Source organism: Micromonospora sp. WMMD1120 (assembly GCF_029626235.1).
GTDB lineage: Bacteria > Actinomycetota > Actinomycetes > Mycobacteriales > Micromonosporaceae > Micromonospora.
In genome coordinates this window covers 3340955-3358506 of sequence record NZ_JARUBO010000005.1, presented here as the reverse complement: position 1 = coordinate 3358506, position 17552 = coordinate 3340955, and the positions used below count along the sequence as shown (strand labels likewise).

Below are 17552 nucleotides of genomic sequence, written 5' to 3'. Positions count from 1 at the left end.
CACCCCGACAGCCCGGCCCCCGCGCCCCAGGCCGCCCATCAACCCTAACCACCAGCCCAGCACCCCCGAAAAACCCGTCACCCCAAACCCCCACCCCACCCCACCCCCACCCCACCCCCGCCCCCGCCCCCACCCCACCCCACCCCGGCCCCGGCCCCGGCCCCGGCCCCCGCGATCTTGCAGTTTCTGCGCCGACATAAGCCACGAAAGCCACATAACGTCGACCGAAAGTGCAAGATCGCGGGGTACGAGCGCGGGAGATCGCGGGGGTACGAGCGCGGGGGTGGGCGGGCCGGGGTACGGGCGGCGGGGATGCGGTTAGCGGGGGGTTCGGAGGGCTGCGGCTCGGCGGGCTCGGTCGACGGCGGCGGGGAGCGCCGCGATGAGCGCGTCGACGTCGGCCTGGGTGCTGGTGTGACCCAGGGAGAAGCGCAGCGAGGAGCGGGCCCGGTCGTCGTCGGCGCCCATGGCCAGCAGCACGTGCGACGGTTGGGCCACACCCGCCGAGCAGGCCGAGCCTGTCGAGCAGGCGATCCCCTGGGCGTCCAGCAGGAGCAGCAGGGCGTCACCTTCGGAGCCGGGGAACGAGAAGTGCGCGTTGCCGGGCAGCCGATCGGTCGGGTCGCCGTTGTAGATCACCTCGGGCACGGCGTGGCGGACCCGCTCGACGAGATCGTCGCGGAGCGTCGCGACCCTCGCCGCGTACTCCTGTTGGCCCTTGACCGCGGCCTCGACGGCGACCGCGAAGGCGACGATGCCGGCGGTGTCCAGGGTGCCGGAGCGGATGTCGCGTTCCTGGCCGCCGCCGTGCAGCAACGGCGTGGCGGGAACGTCCCGGGCGAGCAGCAGCGCGCCGACCCCGGCCGGGCCGCCCAGCTTGTGACCGGTGACGGTCAGCGCGGTGACGCCGCTGGCGCCGAAGTCGACGGGCACCTGCCCGATCGCCTGGACGGCGTCGGTGTGGAACGGCACACCGTGTTCGGCGGCGACGGCGGCCAGCTCGGCGACCGGCTGGAGGGTGCCCACCTCGTTGTTGGCCCACATGGCGGTGACCACCGCCACCCGGTCGGCGTGCGCGCCCAGTTCGGCGCGCAACGTCTGCGGGTCGACCCGGCCGGCGGCGTCCACCGGCAGCCAGCCGACCTCGGCGTCCTCGTGCTGGGCCAGCCAGTCGACGGCGTCCAGCACCGCGTGGTGCTCGACGGCGCTGGAGACCACCCGGCGGCGGTCGGCGGCGGCTGCCCGGCGGGCCCAGAAGATGCCCTTGACGGCGAGGTTGTCGCTCTCGGTGCCGCCACCCGTGAAGATCACCTCGGACGGTCGGGCGCCCAGCACCGCGGCCACCCGTTCGCGGGACTCTTCGACCCGGCGGCGGGCACGGCGACCCGCCGCGTGCAGGGAGGACGCGTTGCCGACCTCGCGGGCGGTGGCGACGTACGCCTCCAGCGCCTCGTCGAGCATCGGAGTCGTCGCCGCGTGATCCAGGTAAGCCATCGCCGTTCAGCCTACGGCCGACGCCTGGGAGCGCGGATGCCGGAGGGGACTCCACGCCCCGCGCCGGGGTGCGACGGGCACCCCGGCACGAAGCGGGCGGAGCCGGCTCAGGCGGGCACCGCTGTCACGACGATGTTGTCGCGGTACTTGCGGGCCTTTGCGTCGAACGGCCCGCCGCAGGTGATCAGGGTGAGCCGTGGCTTGCCGTCCCGGGCGAAGTACCGGTCCAACGGGATCTCGGTCTTGGCGTACTCCTCCCGGGCGACGACCCGGTACCGCCGCTCCCTGCCGTCGCTGCCGGTCGCGGTCACCGTGTCGCCCTGGTCCAGCTCGCGGAGCCGGAAGAACGCGCCCCTGCCCTGGCTGGCGCTGTCCACGTGACCGGCGATGACCACCGAGCCGGCGTCGGTCTCCAGGCCGGGACCGTAGCGGTACCAGCCGATCTGGTCGACGCTCGGCGGCACCTCGAACTCGTTGGTGCGGCTGTTGATCCCGACCGCGTTTACGGTGGCGGTGACGTCGATCCCGGGGATCACCAGTCGGACCGGCGGGACGATCGTCGCCGCGGCCGGCAGCTCTCCGGCGGTCACCGGAACCGACGGTCCCCCGGCCGCGGAGGCCGACGGGGTCGGGGTGGCGCTGGCCAGGGTGGCCGCCTCGTCGGCGCCCACGTCCTCGGCCGGCTGGGCGCCACACGCCACCAACGTGGCGACGGTGAGCGCGGCAACGCCGGCGGCTACCGCCGCCAGCGCGCCGCGGTTGCGCACCGTCACTTGCGGCCGGTCCGCGCGGTCGCCAGCCGCACCCCACCACCGAGCAGCAGGAGTACGCCGGCGCCGGTGAGCGCGTACCACCAGGTGTTCACGCCGGTGCCGGCCTGGCCACCGTCGCCGCTCGGCACGCCGCCCGGAGCGGAGTGCAGGCCGGTGATGGTCTGGGCCACCACGTCGAGGGTCTTGCCCTCGGCGGAGCCGATCGCGTAGACGATCGTCGCGGTGCCCTCCCTGAGGTTCAGGTCCGCCGGGCCGATGGCGACGGTCTCGGTGCCGGCGAGCACCACGTCCGCCTTGACGTTGCCGGCGTCGACGTCGCCCTTGGCCTCGTTCGGGTTGGTCAGGTTCTCGAAGACGGGGGTGCCACCGGCGCGTACGTCGACCGCCGGAGCGGCGGCGGTGTGCCGGACGATCAGGCGGGCCTTGCCGGCGTCGACCTTGGAGACGTCGTTCACGAACGGAGTGATCTTCGGCTGGCCGGCGGCGTCGAGGTGCGCGGCGATGCTGATGTTCGCCCCACCCGGCACCTTGGCGTCGTCGGCCTTGAGGATCGCGCTGCCGATCGGCTCGCCGGGCTTGGTGAGCGCGATGTCGTAGTCGCCCTCCTCCAGGTTGAGCGGGCCGGCCACGTCGCCGGGCTTGAAGTTGTCGAGCGTCTTCTTGCCGTTGACGTAGACGTCGACGGGGGTGTCCGGGATGCCGTGCACGACGGAGACCTTCGACGTCGCGGCGTACGCGGGGGTGGCGGTGAACGCGCCGACACCGGCGAAGGCCAGTGCGGCGACCGCGCCGCCTGCGGCGGCCCGACGGAAGTACGAGAGCTGCATGTCTGCCTCCTGGTGATTGGTACTGGTTCGTCAGGCTTGGCTTGCAGAACGGGTTACGCCGGCTCCGCGCCGGTTGGATGCGCCGGCGACGCGATTTCTTTTCCGGCCCCGAGCGCATCCAGATCCCCGGTGGCGGACGAACAGCAGGTGAGATGACTCTGACCGGGAGAGTGGGGCGAGGGCTGTGGGAGTTACAGTCGGGCATGCCCCATCGAAGGTGGGCGGCCCCATGACGGCGCTGCCACCGCAACCGGACCCACCGGCGGACGACCTGGCGGCCCGGTTCCGGGCCGGCGACGAGGCGGCGCTCCGTGAGGCGTACGACCGTTACGGCCGTGCCGTCCTGCACCTGGCGACCTCCATGTTGAGCAATCGGGCCGACGCCGAGGACGTGACCCAGGCGACGTTCGTGGGCGCCTGGTTGGGTCGGGACACCTTCGACCCGGCCAAGGGCTCGCTGGTCGGCTGGCTGCTCGGTATCGGCCGGCGCAAGGTGATCGACCGGATGCGCGCCTCGGCGCGGGAGACCCGGGTGGTGGAGACGGTCCGGCAACTGCCCGAACCGGCGCAGACCGGCCCGGACCCGGACCGGGTGGTGGACCGGCTGGTGATCGCGGACGAGCTGGCACGCCTCCCGGACGACCAGCGACGCATGCTGGAGTTGGCCTTCTACGACGACCTGACACACCAGCAGATCGCCGCGGTGACAGGGGTGCCGTTGGGCACCGTGAAGAGTCACATCCGACGCGGCATGGCGAGCTTGAAACGCAGATGGGAGGTGGATGGTGCAGCACCTGGAGCACGAGCGGCTGGTCTTTCTGGCGCTCGGTGAGAGCGAGGCGGACGACGGGGAGCATGCCCACCTCGACACCTGCGCGCACTGCGGGACGGAGCTGACGACCCTGCGGCAGGTGGCCGGGCTCGGCGCCGAGACGCAGGGCCTCGGCGACCTACCCGACCCGCCGGAGCACATCTGGCAGGGCATCCACGCCCAGATCCGGGCGGCCGAGGTCGACACCTTGCCGGCCCCCGGGGCGGTGTCGACCGGTGCCGGTCGGCAGCCGGTCGGAGCGCAGGGCAACGGGACGACCGACGTCACCCCCTCGGCGACGGTCACCCGGCTGGACCCGACGCGCCCGTCGCGCCGAGGGCGCGGCTGGTCGCGCTGGGCGGCCACCGCGGTGACCGCCGTCGCGGCGGCGGCGATCGGTGTCGTGGGCACGGTGTCGGTGCTGCGGCCGACGGAACCGGAGCCGGCGAAGACGCCGACGGTGCTGGCGAACGCGCCGCTGGCCGCGTTCGGCTCGACGCCGAAGTCGGCCCAGGGCGACGCGCGCGTCCTGGAGGGAGGCCAACTGCATCTGCATGTGGCGAATCTCCCGCGCGTGCCGGGGTACTACGAGGTCTGGCTCATCAACCCGACGACCATGGAGATGTTCTCGATCGGCACCCTCGGTGGTGACGCGGACGCTCTGCTGCCGCTGCCCCCGAATGTCGATCTCAAGAGCTATTCGGTGGTCGACGTGTCCGCCGAGGAGTACGACAACAACACCCGCCACTCCGGCGACAGCCTGTTGAGGGGCACCCTGACGGGCTGATCGGCGGGCCGGCTCAGCTCCCCGGCCCGCCGATCAGCTCCCAACGAGAAAGTGGCCGCCCGTCACCACGGGCGGCCACTTTCCTCGTCACACGCTCACTTGCGCTTGCGGATCTCCTCGGCGGCCTGCGGGACGATCTTGAAGAGGTCGCCCACCACGCCGAAGTCGGCCAGCTCGAAGATCGGCGCCTCGCCGTCCTTGTTGACCGCGACGATCGTCTTCGAGGTCTGCATCCCGGCCCGGTGCTGGATGGCGCCGGAGATGCCGAGCGCCACGTAGAGCTGCGGGGAGACCGTCTTGCCGGTCTGGCCCACCTGGAACTGGTGGGGGTAGAAGCCGGAGTCGACGGCCGCGCGGGACGCGCCGACGGCGCCACCGAGCAGGTCGGCCAACTCCTCGACCAGCTTGAAGTTGTCGGCGTTGCCGACCCCACGACCGCCGGAGACGACCACGCCGGCCTCGGTCAGCTCGGGGCGGGAGCCCTTCTGCTCGGCGACCCGCTCCACGACCTTGGCGAGCCTGTCGGTGTCGGTGACCGACACGGTGAGCTGCTCGATCGCGGGGCTGGCGGCGGCCGGGCTCGGGGTGACCGAGTTGGGCCGTACGGTGACCAGCGGCAGACCCCTGGTCACCTTGGACTTGACGATGGTGGACCCGGCGAAGGCGACCTGGGTGGCGGTGCCGTCGGCGTCCAGGCCGACCACGTCGGTCAGGATGCCGTTGTCGAGCTTGACGGCGAGCCGGGCGGCGATCTCCTTGCCCTCCTGCGCGGACGCGAGCAGCACGGCGGCCGGCTGCACCCGCTTGACGAGGTCGGCGAGCACGGTGGCCTTGGGAGCCACCAGGTAGCCGTCGATCTCGTCACCCTCGGCGGCGTAGATCTTCTCCGCGCCGTACTCGCCGAGCCTGCCGCTCAGCGCCTCGGCAGCGCCGGCCCCGCCGAGCACCACGGCGCTCGGGGTGCCCAGCTCACGGGCGAGGGTGAGCATTTCCAGGGTGACCTTCTTGACGCCGAACTCCTTGGTGGCTTCGACGACGACGAGAACCTCAGACATGGCAGACCCCGCTCTCACACGAACTTCTCGGTGGCGAGGAACTCGACCAGCTTGACGCCGCCCTCACCCTCGTCAGTGATCTTGGCACCGCCGGAGCGCGGCGGACGCTTGGTGTGCTCGACGACGGCGCTCGTCGCGCCGTCGAAGCCCACCTCGTCGGGCGCGACGCCGAGGTCGGCCAGGGAGAGCGTCTGCACCGGCTTCTTCTTGGCCGCCATGATGCCCTTGAAGGAGGGGTAGCGCGGCTCGTTGATGGTGTCCCACACGGAGACCACGGCCGGGGTGGCGGCGGTGACCACCTCGTAGCCCTCCTCGGTCTGCCGCTCGACGGTGAGCGTCGCACCGTCGACGGTGAGCTTGCGGGCGCCGGTCAGCGCCGCGACGCCCAGCCGCTCGGCGATCATGTGCGGCATGACCTGGACCCGACCGTCGGTGGACTCGGCGCCGCAGATCACCAGGTCGGCGTTGAGCTGACCGAGGGCGGAGGCGAGCACCTTCGAGGTGGCGACGGCGCAGGAGCCGTGCAGCGCGTCGTCCAGCACGTGCACCGCCTTGTCCGGGCCCATGGAGAGCGCCTTGCGGATCGACTCGGTCGCCCGGTCCGGACCCATGGTCAGGATGGTGACCTCGCCGCCGTGCGCCTCCTTGATCTTGAGGGCCTCCTCGATGGCGTACTCGTCCATCTCGTTGATCACGTTGTTCGCCGAACCGCGGTCGACGGTGTTGTCGTCATTGCGCAGGTTGCGGTCCGCGCCCGAATCAGGCACCTGCTTGACGAGTACGACGATGTTCATCGCGCTTCGACGACCCTCCTGTGTGGTGTTGCGATTCGCTCGCCCGGTCTGGGGCGCAGCGTCGCGCGTCGGTCGACGCCAGGTCAACCGCGGGCTGGTGTGCGGTTGCCCACGGGAGCAATGTTACCTGCCAGTAGGTTGCGCTCCCGGAGCACTCAGGGTGACACAGCTCACCGACGGGCGACCGGGTCAGGCCGACTCGACGAGCGCGTCGCGGATCTGGTCGATCGCCGCCGCCTCGGCGGGCGCCACCCCGTCGTGCGCCCGGGCCACCCGGTCCGCCGCGGCCAACACCAGGGAGCGGTACGCCGGCACGTCGCCCGGCGACTTCTCCCGCAGGATCACCACCGCCCGGCGCAGCGCCGGCAGGACCACCGACTCGATCTCCAACTGCGAGTCCCGGGGCAGCTTGGGCAGCGGACCGGTGGTCAGCGCCTCCTTGACCGTCCCGCTGGCGTCGGCGAGCGCTCCGGACGCGGCGATGCTCTCCTTGATCACCCCGAGCACACCGGGATCGGCGTTCGAGACCAGGAAGACCGCGCCGAACGCCCCGGTCTTGAGGGTCAACCGCTCGTCGTCCGTCAGCCGCTGCTCCATGATCACGGAGTGTAGACGTACGGGGTGGTGGTGGTGACCGGGACGAGGCCGAGCCGCTGGAGGATCGGCCGGCTGTCCTCGGAGCAGTCGACCTGCATGAGCGTCCGCCCCCGCTGCTCGGCCAGCCGGGCCCGATAGTTGACCAGCGCCCGGTAGATGCCCCTGCGCCGCCACTGCGGCAGCGTCGAACCACCCCACATCGTGGCGAAGCCGGTGTTCGCCGGGAACCGCACCCAGCCGGCGCTCACCACCGTCCCGTCCGCCTCGGCCACCACCACCGTGATCGAGTTCGGGTCGGCGTCGATCTCCTTGGCCAGACCCGTCACCAGGTGCGAGCGGTCCGCCTGCCAGACCTCCTCCTCCATGGCGGCGATCCGCTCCAGGTCCGCCCGGGCGGTCACCTCACGCAGGCGTACCCCCTCGGGAACGGCGGGCAGCGCGGCGGCCAGCGGGGCGACCGGACCGACCACGACGGTCTCCCGGTCCTCCGGCACGAAACCGGCGGCGCGCAGGCGGTCGCCCAGGTCGGCAGGCTCGTCGTGCTCGTTGAGCTTCCACTCCACCGACTGCCCCCGCTCCCGGAACAACCGCACCTGCCGGGCGATCAACTCGTCCAGCGCGGCGCCGGTCAACCCGCCCAGGTCGCGGTACGTGAGGAACCCACCGGCGTCGAGCCCGAGGATGCGGACCAGCGGCCCGTCCCGCTCCACCGTCACACCGGCCGGAACCGGGTCGGGGATCTCCGGGCGGAGTTGGTTGTCGTAGGCGTCGCGCAGCGTCTGTACGTCGAGATCGGTCACCGACCCAGGCTAAGCGGCACGGGAAGTGGATATCCTCCCACTGTGTGGGAGGCGATCAGGCGATGGTTCGACCCGGCGGAGCTGCGCTCGGTCGGTGAGACCCCGGACTACCGGTTCTCCCTGGCCAACGAACGGACCTTCCTCGCCTGGCTGCGCACCGGGCTGGCACTGGTCGGCGGCGGGTTGGCCGCCGCACAGTTCCTGCCGCCCCTGCCGATGAGCCACCTGCGCGAGATCATTGCCGTGGCCCTGCTGCTGCTCGGCGGCGCCGTCGCGATCCGCGCCGTGGACCACTGGGCACGCACCGAGCGGGCCATCCGGCTCGGTGAGGAGCTACCCGCGTCCCGGTTTCCCGCCATCCTCGCCCTCGCCGTCGGCGTCGGCGCGGTGCTGCTGGTGGTCGCCGTCCTGCTCCGCGCGGTCGGTGGGCGGTGACAGCGGGCCGCGACAGGGGGCTGCAACCGGAGCGCACCCGGCTGGCCTGGCGGCGCACCCTGCTCACGCTGACCGTTGTGGTCGCGCTCGCCGTGCGACTGGCGTCGTCGGGCGGCCCGACCAGAGCGGCGGTCGCCGGCGTCGCGGTGCTGCTCTGGGGTGGCCTGCTCCTGGTGTGCTGGCCGCGCGCCACCGGCGCCGGGCCGGCCCGCTCCGGCGGACGGACGCTCCCCGCGGCCGCGCTGGGGGCCGTCGGCCTCGCGGCACTGGGAGTGCTGCTGGTGCTGCCGGGAGTGTGGTGACGGGACCCGGTGCGCCATGATGGGTGCATGGCCCGGCTTGGCGTACTCCTCTTCCTGGTGCAGATCGTCCTCGCGGTCTGCGCGCTGATCAGCTGCCTCTCCGCCGAGGAGGGCCAGATCCGCAACCTGCCCCGGATCGCCTGGGTGCTGATCATCCTGTTCTTCCCGCTGATCGGCTCGATCGCCTGGTTCGTCGTCGGGCGGGAGCGCGGCGCCGGCCGCCGCGAGGGCTGGCCGGGCGGTGGCGCCAAGCCGCAGCGCCGGCGGCCGGTGGCCCCGGACGACGACCCGGAGTTCCTGCGGTCGGTGCACGAGCGGACCAGGAAGCAGGACGAGGAGCTCTTTCGCCGCTGGGAGGAAGACCTGCGTCGCCGCGAGGACGACCTGCGCCGCCGCGACGGCGAGCCGCCGCGCGAGGGTGACCGGCCCGAGGTGTGAGCGCGCCGCCGCCACCCCGGGGGGAGCGACGGCGGCGGGCGCGACTCAGGCCAGGTTCGACGAGCGGGGGTACGCGTCGCTCGGGTCGGTGAGCACGTTGACCAGGTACGGCACCCCGGAGTCAAAGGCCCGTTGCAGGGCCGGCCCCAGGTCCGCCGCCTTGGCGACCGTCTCCCCCGCCCCGCCGAGCGCGCTGACCACCGCGTCGTAGCGCAGCTCCGGCTGGAGGTCGGCGGCCACGTCGTAGCCGTACATGGCCCGCATCGGGTGCTTCTCCAGACCCCAGATGCCGTTGTTGCCGACCACGATCACCACCGGCAGCTTCTGCCGGACCAGCGACTCGACGTCCATCAGCGAGAACCCGGCCGCGCCGTCGCCCATCAGCACGCAGATCTGTCGGTCCGGGTGGCTGACCCGGGCCCCCATCGCGTAGCCCATGCCGGTGCCCAGGCAGCCGTACGGGCCCGGGTCCAGCCAGGTGCCGGGCTGGGCCGGCTCCAGGTAGCGGCCGGCGTACGACACGAAGTCGCCGCCGTCGCCGATGGTGATCGCGTCCGGGGCGAGCACCCGGCGCAGCTCGCCGTAGATCCGGGCCGGGCGGATCGGGTCGGTCTCGGCGGCCATCTCGGCGGCGTCGCGCGCCTTCGCCGCGTCCTCGGCGACCCGCAGGTCGGCGATCCAGTCGGCGTGGTCGGTCCGGTCGCCCGCGTGGTCGGCCAGCGCGGAGAGGATCAGCCGCAGGTCGCCGGCGGGGGCGGCGGCCGGCTGCACGTGCGTGGCGCGCTGGCTGGGCGCGTCGACGATGTGCACGACCTTGGCGTCGCCGAAGTCACCGAAGCTGAGCCGGAAGTCGAGCGGGGTGCCCACCACCACGACCACGTCCGCGCCGGCCAGCGCGGCCCGGCGGGCCTTGGCGAACGCGAGCGGGTGCTCCGGCGGGAGCGAGCCGCGACCCATGCCGTTGGTGAAGACCGGCACCTGCAACGACTCGGCCGCCTCGCGCAGGGCGGCGACCGCGTCGCCGGCGTACACGTCGGAGCCGGCGATGATCACCGGCCGCTGCGCCCCGGCGACGAGCAGCGCGGCGCGGCCGACCTCGTCCGGGTCCGGTACGACCGGGTCGACGCCGGTCACGTCGGGCAGGTCCGCCTCGGCGACCGAGAAGACCGTCTCCAGGGGAAAGTCGAGGAAGGCCGGGCCGCGGTGCGGGGTGAGCGCGGCGGTGAGCGCCGCGTCCACCGCGCGCGGGATGTCGTCGGTGCTGAACACCGTCTCGGCGTGCTTGGTGACCGGGGCGACGAGCGGCAGGTGGTCCATCTCCTGGAGGCTGCCGGAGCCCCACCGGAACGCGGGCGCGCGACCGCCGAGCACCAGCACCGGCGAGGCGTTGAAGAACGCGCTGGTCATGCCGGAGATGCCGTTGGTGACACCCGGCCCGGCGGTGAGCACCGCGAGGCCGGGACGGCGCTGCAACTTGGCCACCGCCTCGGCGGCGAAGACCGCCGACTGCTCGTGCCGGACGTCGTAGATCGGGAACTCGGTCTTGTACGCGGCGTCGTAGAGCGGGAAGACGTGCCCGCCGGACAGCGTGAACATCTCCCGTACGCCGTGCGCGCGTAGTGCCGCGAGCGCCAGCTCGCCGCCGTGACCCTCGATCCGCTCCGTCATTCGCCGCTCCCTTTCGTTCCTCGTGACCGAGGCATCACGCTACTGGCCGGTAGGAACAATGTGAACCGTTCTCGGCTAAGCCGTGTCAGCGGCCGGTGAAGCCCGGCCTGCGCTTCTCGACGAAGGCCGCCATGCCCTCCCGCCGGTCGTCGGTCGCGAACAGCGCCGCGAAGAGCTGACTCTCCCAGGCCAGCCCCGAGTTCAGGTCCATGTCCAGGCCGCCGTCGACCGCCAGCTTGGCCGCGCGCAGCGCCTGCACCGGCCCGGTGAGGTACGGGGTGACCAGCGCCACGGCCGCGTCGTAGACCTCGGCGGCCGGCACCACCCGGTCGGCCAGGCCGATCCGCAGCGCCTCCTGCGCGTCCACCATCCGGCCGGACATGATCAGATCCTTCGCGCGGGCCGGGCCGACCAGACGGGCCAGCCGCTGGGTGCCGCCCGCGCCCGGGATGATGCCGAGCTTGATCTCCGGCTGGCCGAGCTTGGCGTCCTCGGCGACCACCCGCCAGTCGCAGGCCAACGCCAGCTCACAGCCGCCACCGAGGGCGTACCCGGTGATCGCGGCGACGACCGGCTTCGGGATCCGGGCGATCGCGCCGAGCGCGCTGGACAGGGCAGCCGCCCGGTCGGCCATGTCCACGTAGGACATCTCGGCCATCTGCTTGATGTCCGCGCCGGCGGCGAAGACCTTCTCCCCGCCGTACACCACGACGGCGCGGACCTCGGGGTCGGCGGTGGCCGCCGTGGCGGCGGCGCGCAACTCCTCCTGCACCTGGGTGTTGAGCGCGTTCATCGGCGGCCGCTCCAACCGGATGGTGCCGACGCCGCCACTGGTCTCCAGCCGAACGAACTCGCCCACGCTGCCCTCACTTCCTCGTCGAAGTCGCGTGCCAACCTTACGACCCGGCTCGTTTGGGTAAGTACTGTGGTGTCAGCGCCGTGGACGGGAGTCCAGCCATGATGACGTACTACGACGACAGGTCGGTGCAGGTCACGTCCACCACCATCCGGGTCGACGGCCGCGCCTACGCCCTGGCCGACATCACCACGATCTGGCACCACCGGGGCAGCCGTTCCTGGCGGGTGCTCGCCGGGCGGGGCGCGCTCGGCGCCGCCATGGCCGGTCCACTCGTCGCCGCCGTGCTCGGCATCGGCGTGGCGGTCTGGCTGCACCGCTCACTCACCGTGACGATCGCCATCGTCGGAGCGTCGGTGCTGGTCGGGTTGGCCGTCGGCCCGGTCGCCGACTTCCTGTTCGAGCACCTGGACCGCTCGTACGCCCGGGGCAGCCGCCAACTGGAGATCTGGGCCCGCTGGCGCGGTCAGCCGGTGCGGCTGCTGCGCACCGGCGACGCGCTGCGGTTCGGGCAGATCTACCGGGCGGTGCAGCGCGCGGTCGAGCACAGCCAACCGGCCCGCCCCGCCCTCCGCCGCTAGCGCGGAGCCCGCTCGGCCCCCTCGCCGCGCTCGGCGGGGTTGCCGTCCGGTGGTTAGGCTTAGTGATGACCCTCTATTACCGGGACGACGCGGTGCAGGTGACCTCCGAGTCGATCCGGGCCGGCGGACACGTGATCGCTCTCTCCGACGTGACGTTCGTCTGGCACGCCCGAGGGCAGAAAACCCTGGCCGTACGCGGCCGGGTGTTGGGTCGCGGTGTCCTGGTCCTGCTGCTCTCGCTGCCGCCGCTGGTCGCCGTGGTCTGCGTCCTCTCGCTCGCCTGGTCGGCACAGGATCGCGGCAACTGGCAGCTCGCGCTGATCATCCTCGCCGCCTGCGCGGTGGGGGCGCTGGCGCTCACCCCGTTCCTGGAGATCCCGCTCGGCTGGCTGGACCGCTCCTACGAGCGCGGCAGCCACGTGCACGAGCTGTGGGTGCAGCACCACGGCCGGGAGGATCTGCTGGTGCGCACCCCGGACGCGCTGCGGTTCGGGCAGATCTACCGGGCTGTGCAGCGTGCCGTCGAACAGCACGGCGAGGGGTGACCACCTGCCCGTCGGGCGGTTCTCGCATGGCCGACGCACACTTGATCCCATGGCGATCCCCCTCCCCAACCCGACCGCTGTCGTCGGCCTGACCCGCTCCGCCCTCGACCAGGCGCTCGGCTCGGCCGCCTCGTTCGCCGCCGTGCCCGCCCGCGCGTTCGCGGTGCTGGACGGGGTGGAGGCGCTGCTGGCCCGGATCAACGGCGTGGTCGACCGGATCGAAACCACACTGGAACGGACCGACCAGGTGCTCACCGACGCCGAGGCGGCGGTCCGTGAGGTGGCCGTGATCAGCGCCGCCGCGACCACCGCCATCGACACCGCCACCGAGGTGGCCGCCTCCGCCGCCGTCGTGGTGGCCGAGGCCGACCGGGTGGCCCGGACCGCCGCGACGGTGGTCGCGAAGGCCGACGGAGTGGCCGGCCGGGCCACCGACACCGTGGGCACCGCGGCGGAGGCCGCCGCCACCGCGGCCGAGCTGCTGTCGGCGTACGAGCCGGCGCTGCGTCGGGCCGCGCCGATGGCCGGGAGGTTCGTGCGGGAGCTGAGCCACGAGGAGATCAGCGCGGCCATCCACCTGATCGACGAACTGCCCAAGCTCAAGGAGCACCTGACCGCCGACATCCTGCCCATCCTGGCCACCCTGGACCGGGTCGGCCCCGACCTGCACGACCTGCTGGACGTGACCCGCGACCTCAAGCTCGCCGTGGCCGGCATCCCCGGGCTGGGCATGCTGCGCCGTCGGGGCGAGAAGATCAGCGACGAATCCGTCGGCTGAGCGGGGCGGGTCAGGCGGGCGAGTACAGCTCGTCGATCTCGGCGCGGTGCGGGAGCGCCACCGACGCGCCGAGCCTGCGGACACAGGCGGCGCCGGCAGCCGAGGCCCAGCGCACGGCGTCGACCAGGTCACGGCCCTCACCCCAGCCGACGGCCAGCGCGGCGGTGAACGCGTCGCCGGCGGCGGTGGAGTCGACCACGTCGACGGGCACCGCCGGCACGTGCGCCTGGATGCCGTCCCGGTCGACGTACCAGGCGCCCGCGCCGCCGAGAGTGAGCACGGCCCGGGGGGTCAGGTCGAGAAGCGCCCGGGGCTCCTCTCGACCCCGGCCGGCGAGCGTCTGGGCCTCGCCCTCGTTGACCACGAGCAGGTCCACTGCGGCGAGCAGTTCGGCCGGGAGGTCCCGCGCCGGGGCGGCGTTCAGGATCACCCGGGTGCCGGCCTCGCGGGCGGCCACCGCGGCGGCCGTCACGGTCTCGACCGGGACCTCCAACTGGGCGACCAGGACGTCCGCCGCGCGTACCGTGGCCAACTCCTGCTCGGTCAGGTCGACGAGCGCGTCGTTCGCGCCGGGGGTGACCACGATGGCGTTCTCCCCCTGAGCGTTGACCATGACCAGTGCCACGCCGGACGTGCCGTAGACCACGCGCAGGTGTTCGGTGTCCACACCGGCGGCGGTGATGCGCGCCCTGAGGGTGACGCCGAAGGCGTCCGAGCCGATCGCGCCGAGGAAGGAGCAGGCGGCGCCGGCACGAGCGGCGGCGACCGCCTGGTTGGCGCCCTTACCGCCGGGGACCATCACGAAGTCGGTGCCGAGCATGGTCTCGCCCACCTTCGGCAGCGCAGGCGCCATCGCGACCAGATCCATGTTGGCGCTGCCCACCACGGCGACCTGGGTCTGCGGCATCGTCGTTCCCGTCCGGCGCGACGATCAGGCGGCGCGGGCGGTGAAGCGGTCGCCCGACCGCTCGACCACCAGGGGCAGGCCGAAGGTCTTGGAGAGGTTGTCACCGGTGAGCGTGTCGGCGAGCAGCCCCTGGGCGACCACGCCGCCCTCACGCAGCAGCAGCGCGTGGGTGAACCCCGGTGGGATCTCCTCCACGTGGTGGGTGACCAGCACCATCGCCGGAGCGTCCGGGTCGTACGCCAGCTCGGCCAGTCGGGCGACCAGGTCCTCCCGACCGCCCAGGTCCAGCCCGGCGGCGGGCTCGTCGAGCAGCAGCAGCTCCGGGTCGGTCATCAGGGCCCGGGCGATCTGCACCCGCTTGCGCTCGCCCTCGGAGAGGGTGCCGTAGCGGCGCTCGGCGAGACCACCGACGCCGAGCTGGCTCAGCAGGGCCCGCGCTCGCGCCTCGTCGCCAGGGTCGTAGTTCTCCCGCCAGCGGCCGACCACCGACCAGGCGGCGGTCACCACGACGTCGGTGACCCGCTCGTCGGCGGGCAGCCGCTCGGCGATCGCGGCGGTGGTGAGCCCGATGCGGGTGCGCAGCTCGTTGACGTCGGTGCGGCCGATCCGCTCACCGAGAACGTGCGCGACACCGGTGGTGGGGTGCAGCCGGCCGGCGGCGATGTTCAGCAGGGTGGTCTTGCCGGCGCCGTTGGAGCCGAGCACCACCCACCGCTCGTCGAGTTCGACGCGCCAGGTCAGATCCTCAAGCAGGGCGGTGCCGGAGCGGCGTACGCCGACGCTGTCCAGGCTGACCACCAGATCCGGGTCCACGGGGGCGGCGGCGGGCGCGGCGCCGGCAGCGCCGGGGATCAGATCACCAGTCACCGCTCCATCCAACCACGCAGGCCGGTGACGCCCCCCATGGGCGGCACTCCCGCCCTAGGCTGAAACGCCGTGTCATTGATCACCCAGCCCGAAGGACGGTCCATGCCCCGCCGAGTCAAAGAGCCGCGTAAATGAGCGCGGTCATCGAGATCGAGGGTCTGCGCAAGACCTTCCACAGCGTTCGCGACGGTCGGCGGGTGGCGGTGGACGGCTTCGACCTGCTGGTCGAGGCGGGCCAGGTGCACGGCTTCCTCGGCCCCAACGGCTCCGGCAAGACCACCACGCTGCGGGCCCTGCTCGGGCTGGTACGCGCCGACGCGGGACGGATGCGGATCCTCGGCGAACCGTCGCCGGAGCTGCTGCCCCGGGTGGCGGGCCAGGTCGGCGCGATCGTCGAGAGTCCACAGTTCTTCGGCAACTTCACCGGGCATCGCACGTTGCGCCTGTTGGCCAGGGCCGGTGGGGTGCCGGTCTCCCGGGTGGACGAGTCGCTGGAGCTGGTCGGCCTGCGCGACCGCGGCGACGAGCGGGTGAAGGGCTACTCGCTGGGCATGAAGCAGCGCCTCGCTGTCGCGTCGGCGCTGCTCAAGGACCCCCGGCTGCTGATCCTCGACGAGCCGGCCAACGGGCTGGACCCGGCGGGCATCCGCGAGATGCGGGACCTGATGCTGTCGCTCGCGGCGAACGGGGTCACCGTCCTGGTGTCCAGTCACATCCTGGCCGAGATCCAACTGATCTGCGACCACGTCACGATCATCTCGCGCGGGCGGCGGGTGGCCTTCGGCCGGGTGGACGAGGTGCTGGCGGGCCACGACCGGCACGAGTTCCTGGTGCGGGTGGCCGAGCCGGAACGCGCCGTCGAACTGCTGGAAGCCGCCCGGTTGACGGCTGTCGTCGACGGTGACGCGTTGGTGGTGAGCGGGGTGGGCGATCCGACGGTGGTCAGCCGGGTGCTCGGCGAGCAGGGGCTGTGGGTGGGTGAGCTGACGCCGCTCCGGCCGGACCTGGAGAGCGTCTTCCTCGAACTGACCGGCGCGCAGGCGGACCCGTCGGTGCCCCGGCAGGTCGACGACTCGGCGCGGTCGTACGCCGGCGCCGACGATGCGGTCATCGAACTCGATCGGGGTGTGGACGCGTGAATCTGGTACGTGCCGAGGTGGAGCGACTGTCCGCGCGTCGCTTCGTACAACTCATGGTCGTCCTGCTGGTGGCGGCGTTCGCCGTCACGGCGGCGACGACGCTCGCCGGCTCACACCGGCCGACCGCCGAGGAGATGAACGCGGCGCGCGCACAGGCGGCCGAGTCGCGGCAGGGTATGGAACTCGCCTACCAGCAGTGTCTGGCCCGCCAGAACGGCACGCTTCCGCAGAGCGAGATGGGGAACTACTTCCCCGAGGAGTGCGCGTCGATCGACCCGATCCGGCAGGATCGGCTGCCGGTCGCGGCCGACTTCCTGCCGGGTGTCTTCAGCTTCGCCGGGCAGGCGCGGCCGCTGCTCTACTTCCTCATCGCGTTCCTGGCGCTGTTCGGTTTCCTGGTCGGCGCGTCCTACATCGGCGCGGACCTGAACTCCGGCGGCGTGGTGAACCTGCTGCTCTGGCGACCGCGCCGGTTGGCGGTCCTCACGGCCAAGCTGGGCACCCTGCTCGCGGCGGTGCTGGCTCTCTCGGTGCTGGCGTCGCTGGCCTACCTGGCGACGTTCTGGACGATCGGGCAGACCGCCGGCTTGCCGGGCCGGCTGGACGGCGAGTTCTGGCGCTCTCTCGGCGCGGTGCACGGCCGCGGTCTGGTGCTGGTGCTGATGGCCTCGGCGGTGGGCTTCGCGATCGCCACGCTGGGCCGGCACACCGCGGCGGCGCTGGGGGCGGCGGCGGCGTACGCGGTGCTCTGGGAGTTGGGCGGCCGTCTGGTGTTGGAGATCGTCGACGCCGCGCGGCCGGACCGGTTCATGCTCTCCAGCCACATCGCGACGTGGCTCAGCGGTAGGACGGAATTCTTCGACGGCCGGATCTGCACCGGCAGCGGCGCCAGCGACTGCGCCGGCTTCTACGCCCTCACCTGGGGGCCGTCGCTGCTGGTGCTGCTCGCCCTCACCGGCGCGCTGACGGTGGCGGCGTTCGCCGCCTTCCGTCGCCGGGATCTGATCTGAGTCGCGGTTCGCCGGTCGCCCCGTCCGGGCGACCGGCGAACCCCGGCCGGCCCGTCGACGGCAACAGCTTGCAGCGCACGGCCGAGCG

The 17552-nt window shown here is 72.7% G+C and carries 21 protein-coding genes; 10 read left to right on the top strand and 11 right to left on the bottom strand.

All coding sequences use genetic code 11. The annotated features are described in order from the left end of the window. Positions 1–318 precede the first annotated feature (318 nt). The 3 genes from O7634_RS15900 to O7634_RS15890 form a co-directional block, all read right to left on the bottom strand. Positions 319–1494, bottom strand: coding sequence for a cysteine desulfurase family protein (locus O7634_RS15900; protein WP_278150905.1), 1176 nt, complete (start codon positions 1492–1494; stop codon positions 319–321). 107 nt (positions 1495–1601) lie between these two features. Further along, positions 1602–2267: a class F sortase gene (locus tag O7634_RS15895; protein ID WP_278150904.1), complete on the bottom strand. Its 666-nt coding sequence runs from the start codon at positions 2265–2267 to the stop codon at positions 1602–1604. Then, entirely contained in the window at positions 2264–3094 is an 831-nt protein-coding gene (locus O7634_RS15890) for a DUF4397 domain-containing protein (protein ID WP_278150903.1), read from the bottom strand. Before O7634_RS15890 ends, O7634_RS15895 begins: the two co-directional genes overlap by 4 nt. Positions 3095–3323: 229 nt before the next feature. On the opposite strand from O7634_RS15890, the gene O7634_RS15885 reads away from it, so the two are divergent. Then, on the top strand, positions 3324–3926 hold the full coding sequence (locus tag O7634_RS15885; RefSeq protein ID WP_278150902.1) for a sigma-70 family RNA polymerase sigma factor: 603 nt from the start codon (positions 3324–3326) through the stop codon (positions 3924–3926). Then, the gene (locus O7634_RS15880) at positions 3880–4692 is read left to right on the top strand and encodes an anti-sigma factor (protein WP_278153984.1); all 813 of its coding nucleotides are present in this window, start codon (positions 3880–3882) and stop codon (positions 4690–4692) included. Before O7634_RS15885 ends, O7634_RS15880 begins: the two co-directional genes overlap by 47 nt. Positions 4693–4787: 95 nt before the next feature. On the opposite strand, the gene O7634_RS15875 is transcribed toward O7634_RS15880, so the two are convergent. The 4 genes from O7634_RS15875 to O7634_RS15860 all read right to left on the bottom strand — a co-directional run bounded on the left by O7634_RS15875 (position 4788) and on the right by O7634_RS15860 (position 7938). Continuing rightward, complete coding sequence (locus O7634_RS15875; protein ID WP_278150901.1) at positions 4788–5747, bottom strand: electron transfer flavoprotein subunit alpha/FixB family protein; 960 nt, start codon at positions 5745–5747, stop codon at positions 4788–4790. A 14-nt stretch (positions 5748–5761) separates the two neighbouring features. Continuing rightward, positions 5762–6541, bottom strand: coding sequence for an electron transfer flavoprotein subunit beta/FixA family protein (locus tag O7634_RS15870; protein WP_278150900.1), 780 nt, complete (start codon positions 6539–6541; stop codon positions 5762–5764). 189 nt (positions 6542–6730) lie between these two features. After that, complete coding sequence (locus O7634_RS15865) at positions 6731–7144, bottom strand: hypothetical protein (RefSeq protein WP_278150899.1); 414 nt, start codon at positions 7142–7144, stop codon at positions 6731–6733. Then, positions 7141–7938 (bottom strand): GNAT family N-acetyltransferase, encoded by a 798-nt coding sequence (locus O7634_RS15860; protein ID WP_278150898.1) that lies wholly within the window; start codon positions 7936–7938, stop codon positions 7141–7143. The genes O7634_RS15865 and O7634_RS15860 overlap by 4 nt, the downstream gene beginning before the upstream one ends. Positions 7939–7980: 42 nt before the next feature. Here O7634_RS15860 and O7634_RS15855 point away from each other — a divergent pair, with 42 nt between their 5' ends. Genes O7634_RS15855 through O7634_RS15845 form a run of 3 tightly spaced genes read left to right on the top strand, consistent with a single transcriptional unit; the run spans position 7981 to position 9113 of the window. Next, complete coding sequence (locus O7634_RS15855) at positions 7981–8373, top strand: DUF202 domain-containing protein (protein WP_278150897.1); 393 nt, start codon at positions 7981–7983, stop codon at positions 8371–8373. Next, entirely contained in the window at positions 8370–8675 is a 306-nt protein-coding gene (locus tag O7634_RS15850) for a DUF202 domain-containing protein (RefSeq protein ID WP_278150896.1), read from the top strand. The genes O7634_RS15855 and O7634_RS15850 overlap by 4 nt, the downstream gene beginning before the upstream one ends. A gap of 27 nt (positions 8676–8702) precedes the next feature. Beyond that, positions 8703–9113, top strand: a complete 411-nt coding sequence (locus O7634_RS15845) for a PLD nuclease N-terminal domain-containing protein (RefSeq protein ID WP_278150895.1) — start codon at positions 8703–8705, stop codon at positions 9111–9113. 45 nt (positions 9114–9158) lie between these two features. Here O7634_RS15845 and O7634_RS15840 read toward each other — a convergent pair whose 3' ends face one another. Together O7634_RS15840 and O7634_RS15835 are read right to left on the bottom strand one after the other, a co-directional pair. Further along, positions 9159–10781: an acetolactate synthase gene (locus O7634_RS15840; protein ID WP_278150894.1), complete on the bottom strand. Its 1623-nt coding sequence runs from the start codon at positions 10779–10781 to the stop codon at positions 9159–9161. Positions 10782–10866: 85 nt separating this feature from the next. After that, positions 10867–11640, bottom strand: coding sequence for an enoyl-CoA hydratase-related protein (locus tag O7634_RS15835; protein ID WP_278150893.1), 774 nt, complete (start codon positions 11638–11640; stop codon positions 10867–10869). 98 nt (positions 11641–11738) lie between these two features. On the opposite strand from O7634_RS15835, the gene O7634_RS15830 reads away from it, so the two are divergent. The 3 genes from O7634_RS15830 to O7634_RS15820 all read left to right on the top strand — a co-directional run bounded on the left by O7634_RS15830 (position 11739) and on the right by O7634_RS15820 (position 13541). Further along, positions 11739–12218: a DUF6232 family protein gene (locus tag O7634_RS15830; RefSeq protein WP_278150892.1), complete on the top strand. Its 480-nt coding sequence runs from the start codon at positions 11739–11741 to the stop codon at positions 12216–12218. A gap of 65 nt (positions 12219–12283) precedes the next feature. Continuing rightward, positions 12284–12763: a DUF6232 family protein gene (locus tag O7634_RS15825; protein WP_278150891.1), complete on the top strand. Its 480-nt coding sequence runs from the start codon at positions 12284–12286 to the stop codon at positions 12761–12763. 49 nt (positions 12764–12812) lie between these two features. After that, entirely contained in the window at positions 12813–13541 is a 729-nt protein-coding gene (locus O7634_RS15820; RefSeq protein ID WP_278150890.1) for a hypothetical protein, read from the top strand. 10 nt (positions 13542–13551) lie between these two features. Here the strand turns inward: O7634_RS15820 and O7634_RS15815 are convergent, their stop codons facing one another. Both O7634_RS15815 and O7634_RS15810 read right to left on the bottom strand, forming a co-directional pair. Beyond that, the gene (locus O7634_RS15815; protein WP_278150889.1) at positions 13552–14448 is read right to left on the bottom strand and encodes a ribokinase; all 897 of its coding nucleotides are present in this window, start codon (positions 14446–14448) and stop codon (positions 13552–13554) included. A 24-nt stretch (positions 14449–14472) separates the two neighbouring features. After that, positions 14473–15315, bottom strand: coding sequence for an ABC transporter ATP-binding protein (locus O7634_RS15810; protein WP_278150888.1), 843 nt, complete (start codon positions 15313–15315; stop codon positions 14473–14475). 131 nt (positions 15316–15446) lie between these two features. Here O7634_RS15810 and O7634_RS15805 point away from each other — a divergent pair, with 131 nt between their 5' ends. Both O7634_RS15805 and O7634_RS15800 read left to right on the top strand, forming a co-directional pair. After that, positions 15447–16454 (top strand): ATP-binding cassette domain-containing protein, encoded by a 1008-nt coding sequence (locus O7634_RS15805; RefSeq protein WP_278150887.1) that lies wholly within the window; start codon positions 15447–15449, stop codon positions 16452–16454. Continuing rightward, positions 16451–17464, top strand: coding sequence for an ABC transporter permease subunit (locus tag O7634_RS15800; RefSeq protein ID WP_278150886.1), 1014 nt, complete (start codon positions 16451–16453; stop codon positions 17462–17464). The genes O7634_RS15805 and O7634_RS15800 overlap by 4 nt, the downstream gene beginning before the upstream one ends. Positions 17465–17552: the final 88 nt, after the last annotated feature.

Bases quoted from the DNA above. Each gene is read 5' to 3' on its own strand.
- O7634_RS15900 (WP_278150905.1), bottom strand. From the start codon at position 1,494: ATGGCTTACCTGGATCACGCGGCGACGACTCCGATGCTCGACGAGGCG.
- O7634_RS15890 (WP_278150903.1), bottom strand. From the start codon at position 3,094: ATGCAGCTCTCGTACTTCCGTCGGGCCGCCGCAGGCGGCGCGGTCGCC.
- O7634_RS15885 (WP_278150902.1), top strand. From the start codon at position 3,324: ATGACGGCGCTGCCACCGCAACCGGACCCACCGGCGGACGACCTGGCG.
- O7634_RS15875 (WP_278150901.1), bottom strand. From the start codon at position 5,747: ATGTCTGAGGTTCTCGTCGTCGTCGAAGCCACCAAGGAGTTCGGCGTC.
- O7634_RS15870 (WP_278150900.1), bottom strand. From the start codon at position 6,541: ATGAACATCGTCGTACTCGTCAAGCAGGTGCCTGATTCGGGCGCGGAC.
- O7634_RS15845 (WP_278150895.1), top strand. From the start codon at position 8,703: ATGGCCCGGCTTGGCGTACTCCTCTTCCTGGTGCAGATCGTCCTCGCG.
- O7634_RS15840 (WP_278150894.1), bottom strand. From the start codon at position 10,781: ATGACGGAGCGGATCGAGGGTCACGGCGGCGAGCTGGCGCTCGCGGCA.
- O7634_RS15830 (WP_278150892.1), top strand. From the start codon at position 11,739: ATGATGACGTACTACGACGACAGGTCGGTGCAGGTCACGTCCACCACC.
- O7634_RS15825 (WP_278150891.1), top strand. From the start codon at position 12,284: ATGACCCTCTATTACCGGGACGACGCGGTGCAGGTGACCTCCGAGTCG.
- O7634_RS15820 (WP_278150890.1), top strand. From the start codon at position 12,813: ATGGCGATCCCCCTCCCCAACCCGACCGCTGTCGTCGGCCTGACCCGC.
- O7634_RS15815 (WP_278150889.1), bottom strand. From the start codon at position 14,448: ATGCCGCAGACCCAGGTCGCCGTGGTGGGCAGCGCCAACATGGATCTG.
- O7634_RS15805 (WP_278150887.1), top strand. From the start codon at position 15,447: ATGAGCGCGGTCATCGAGATCGAGGGTCTGCGCAAGACCTTCCACAGC.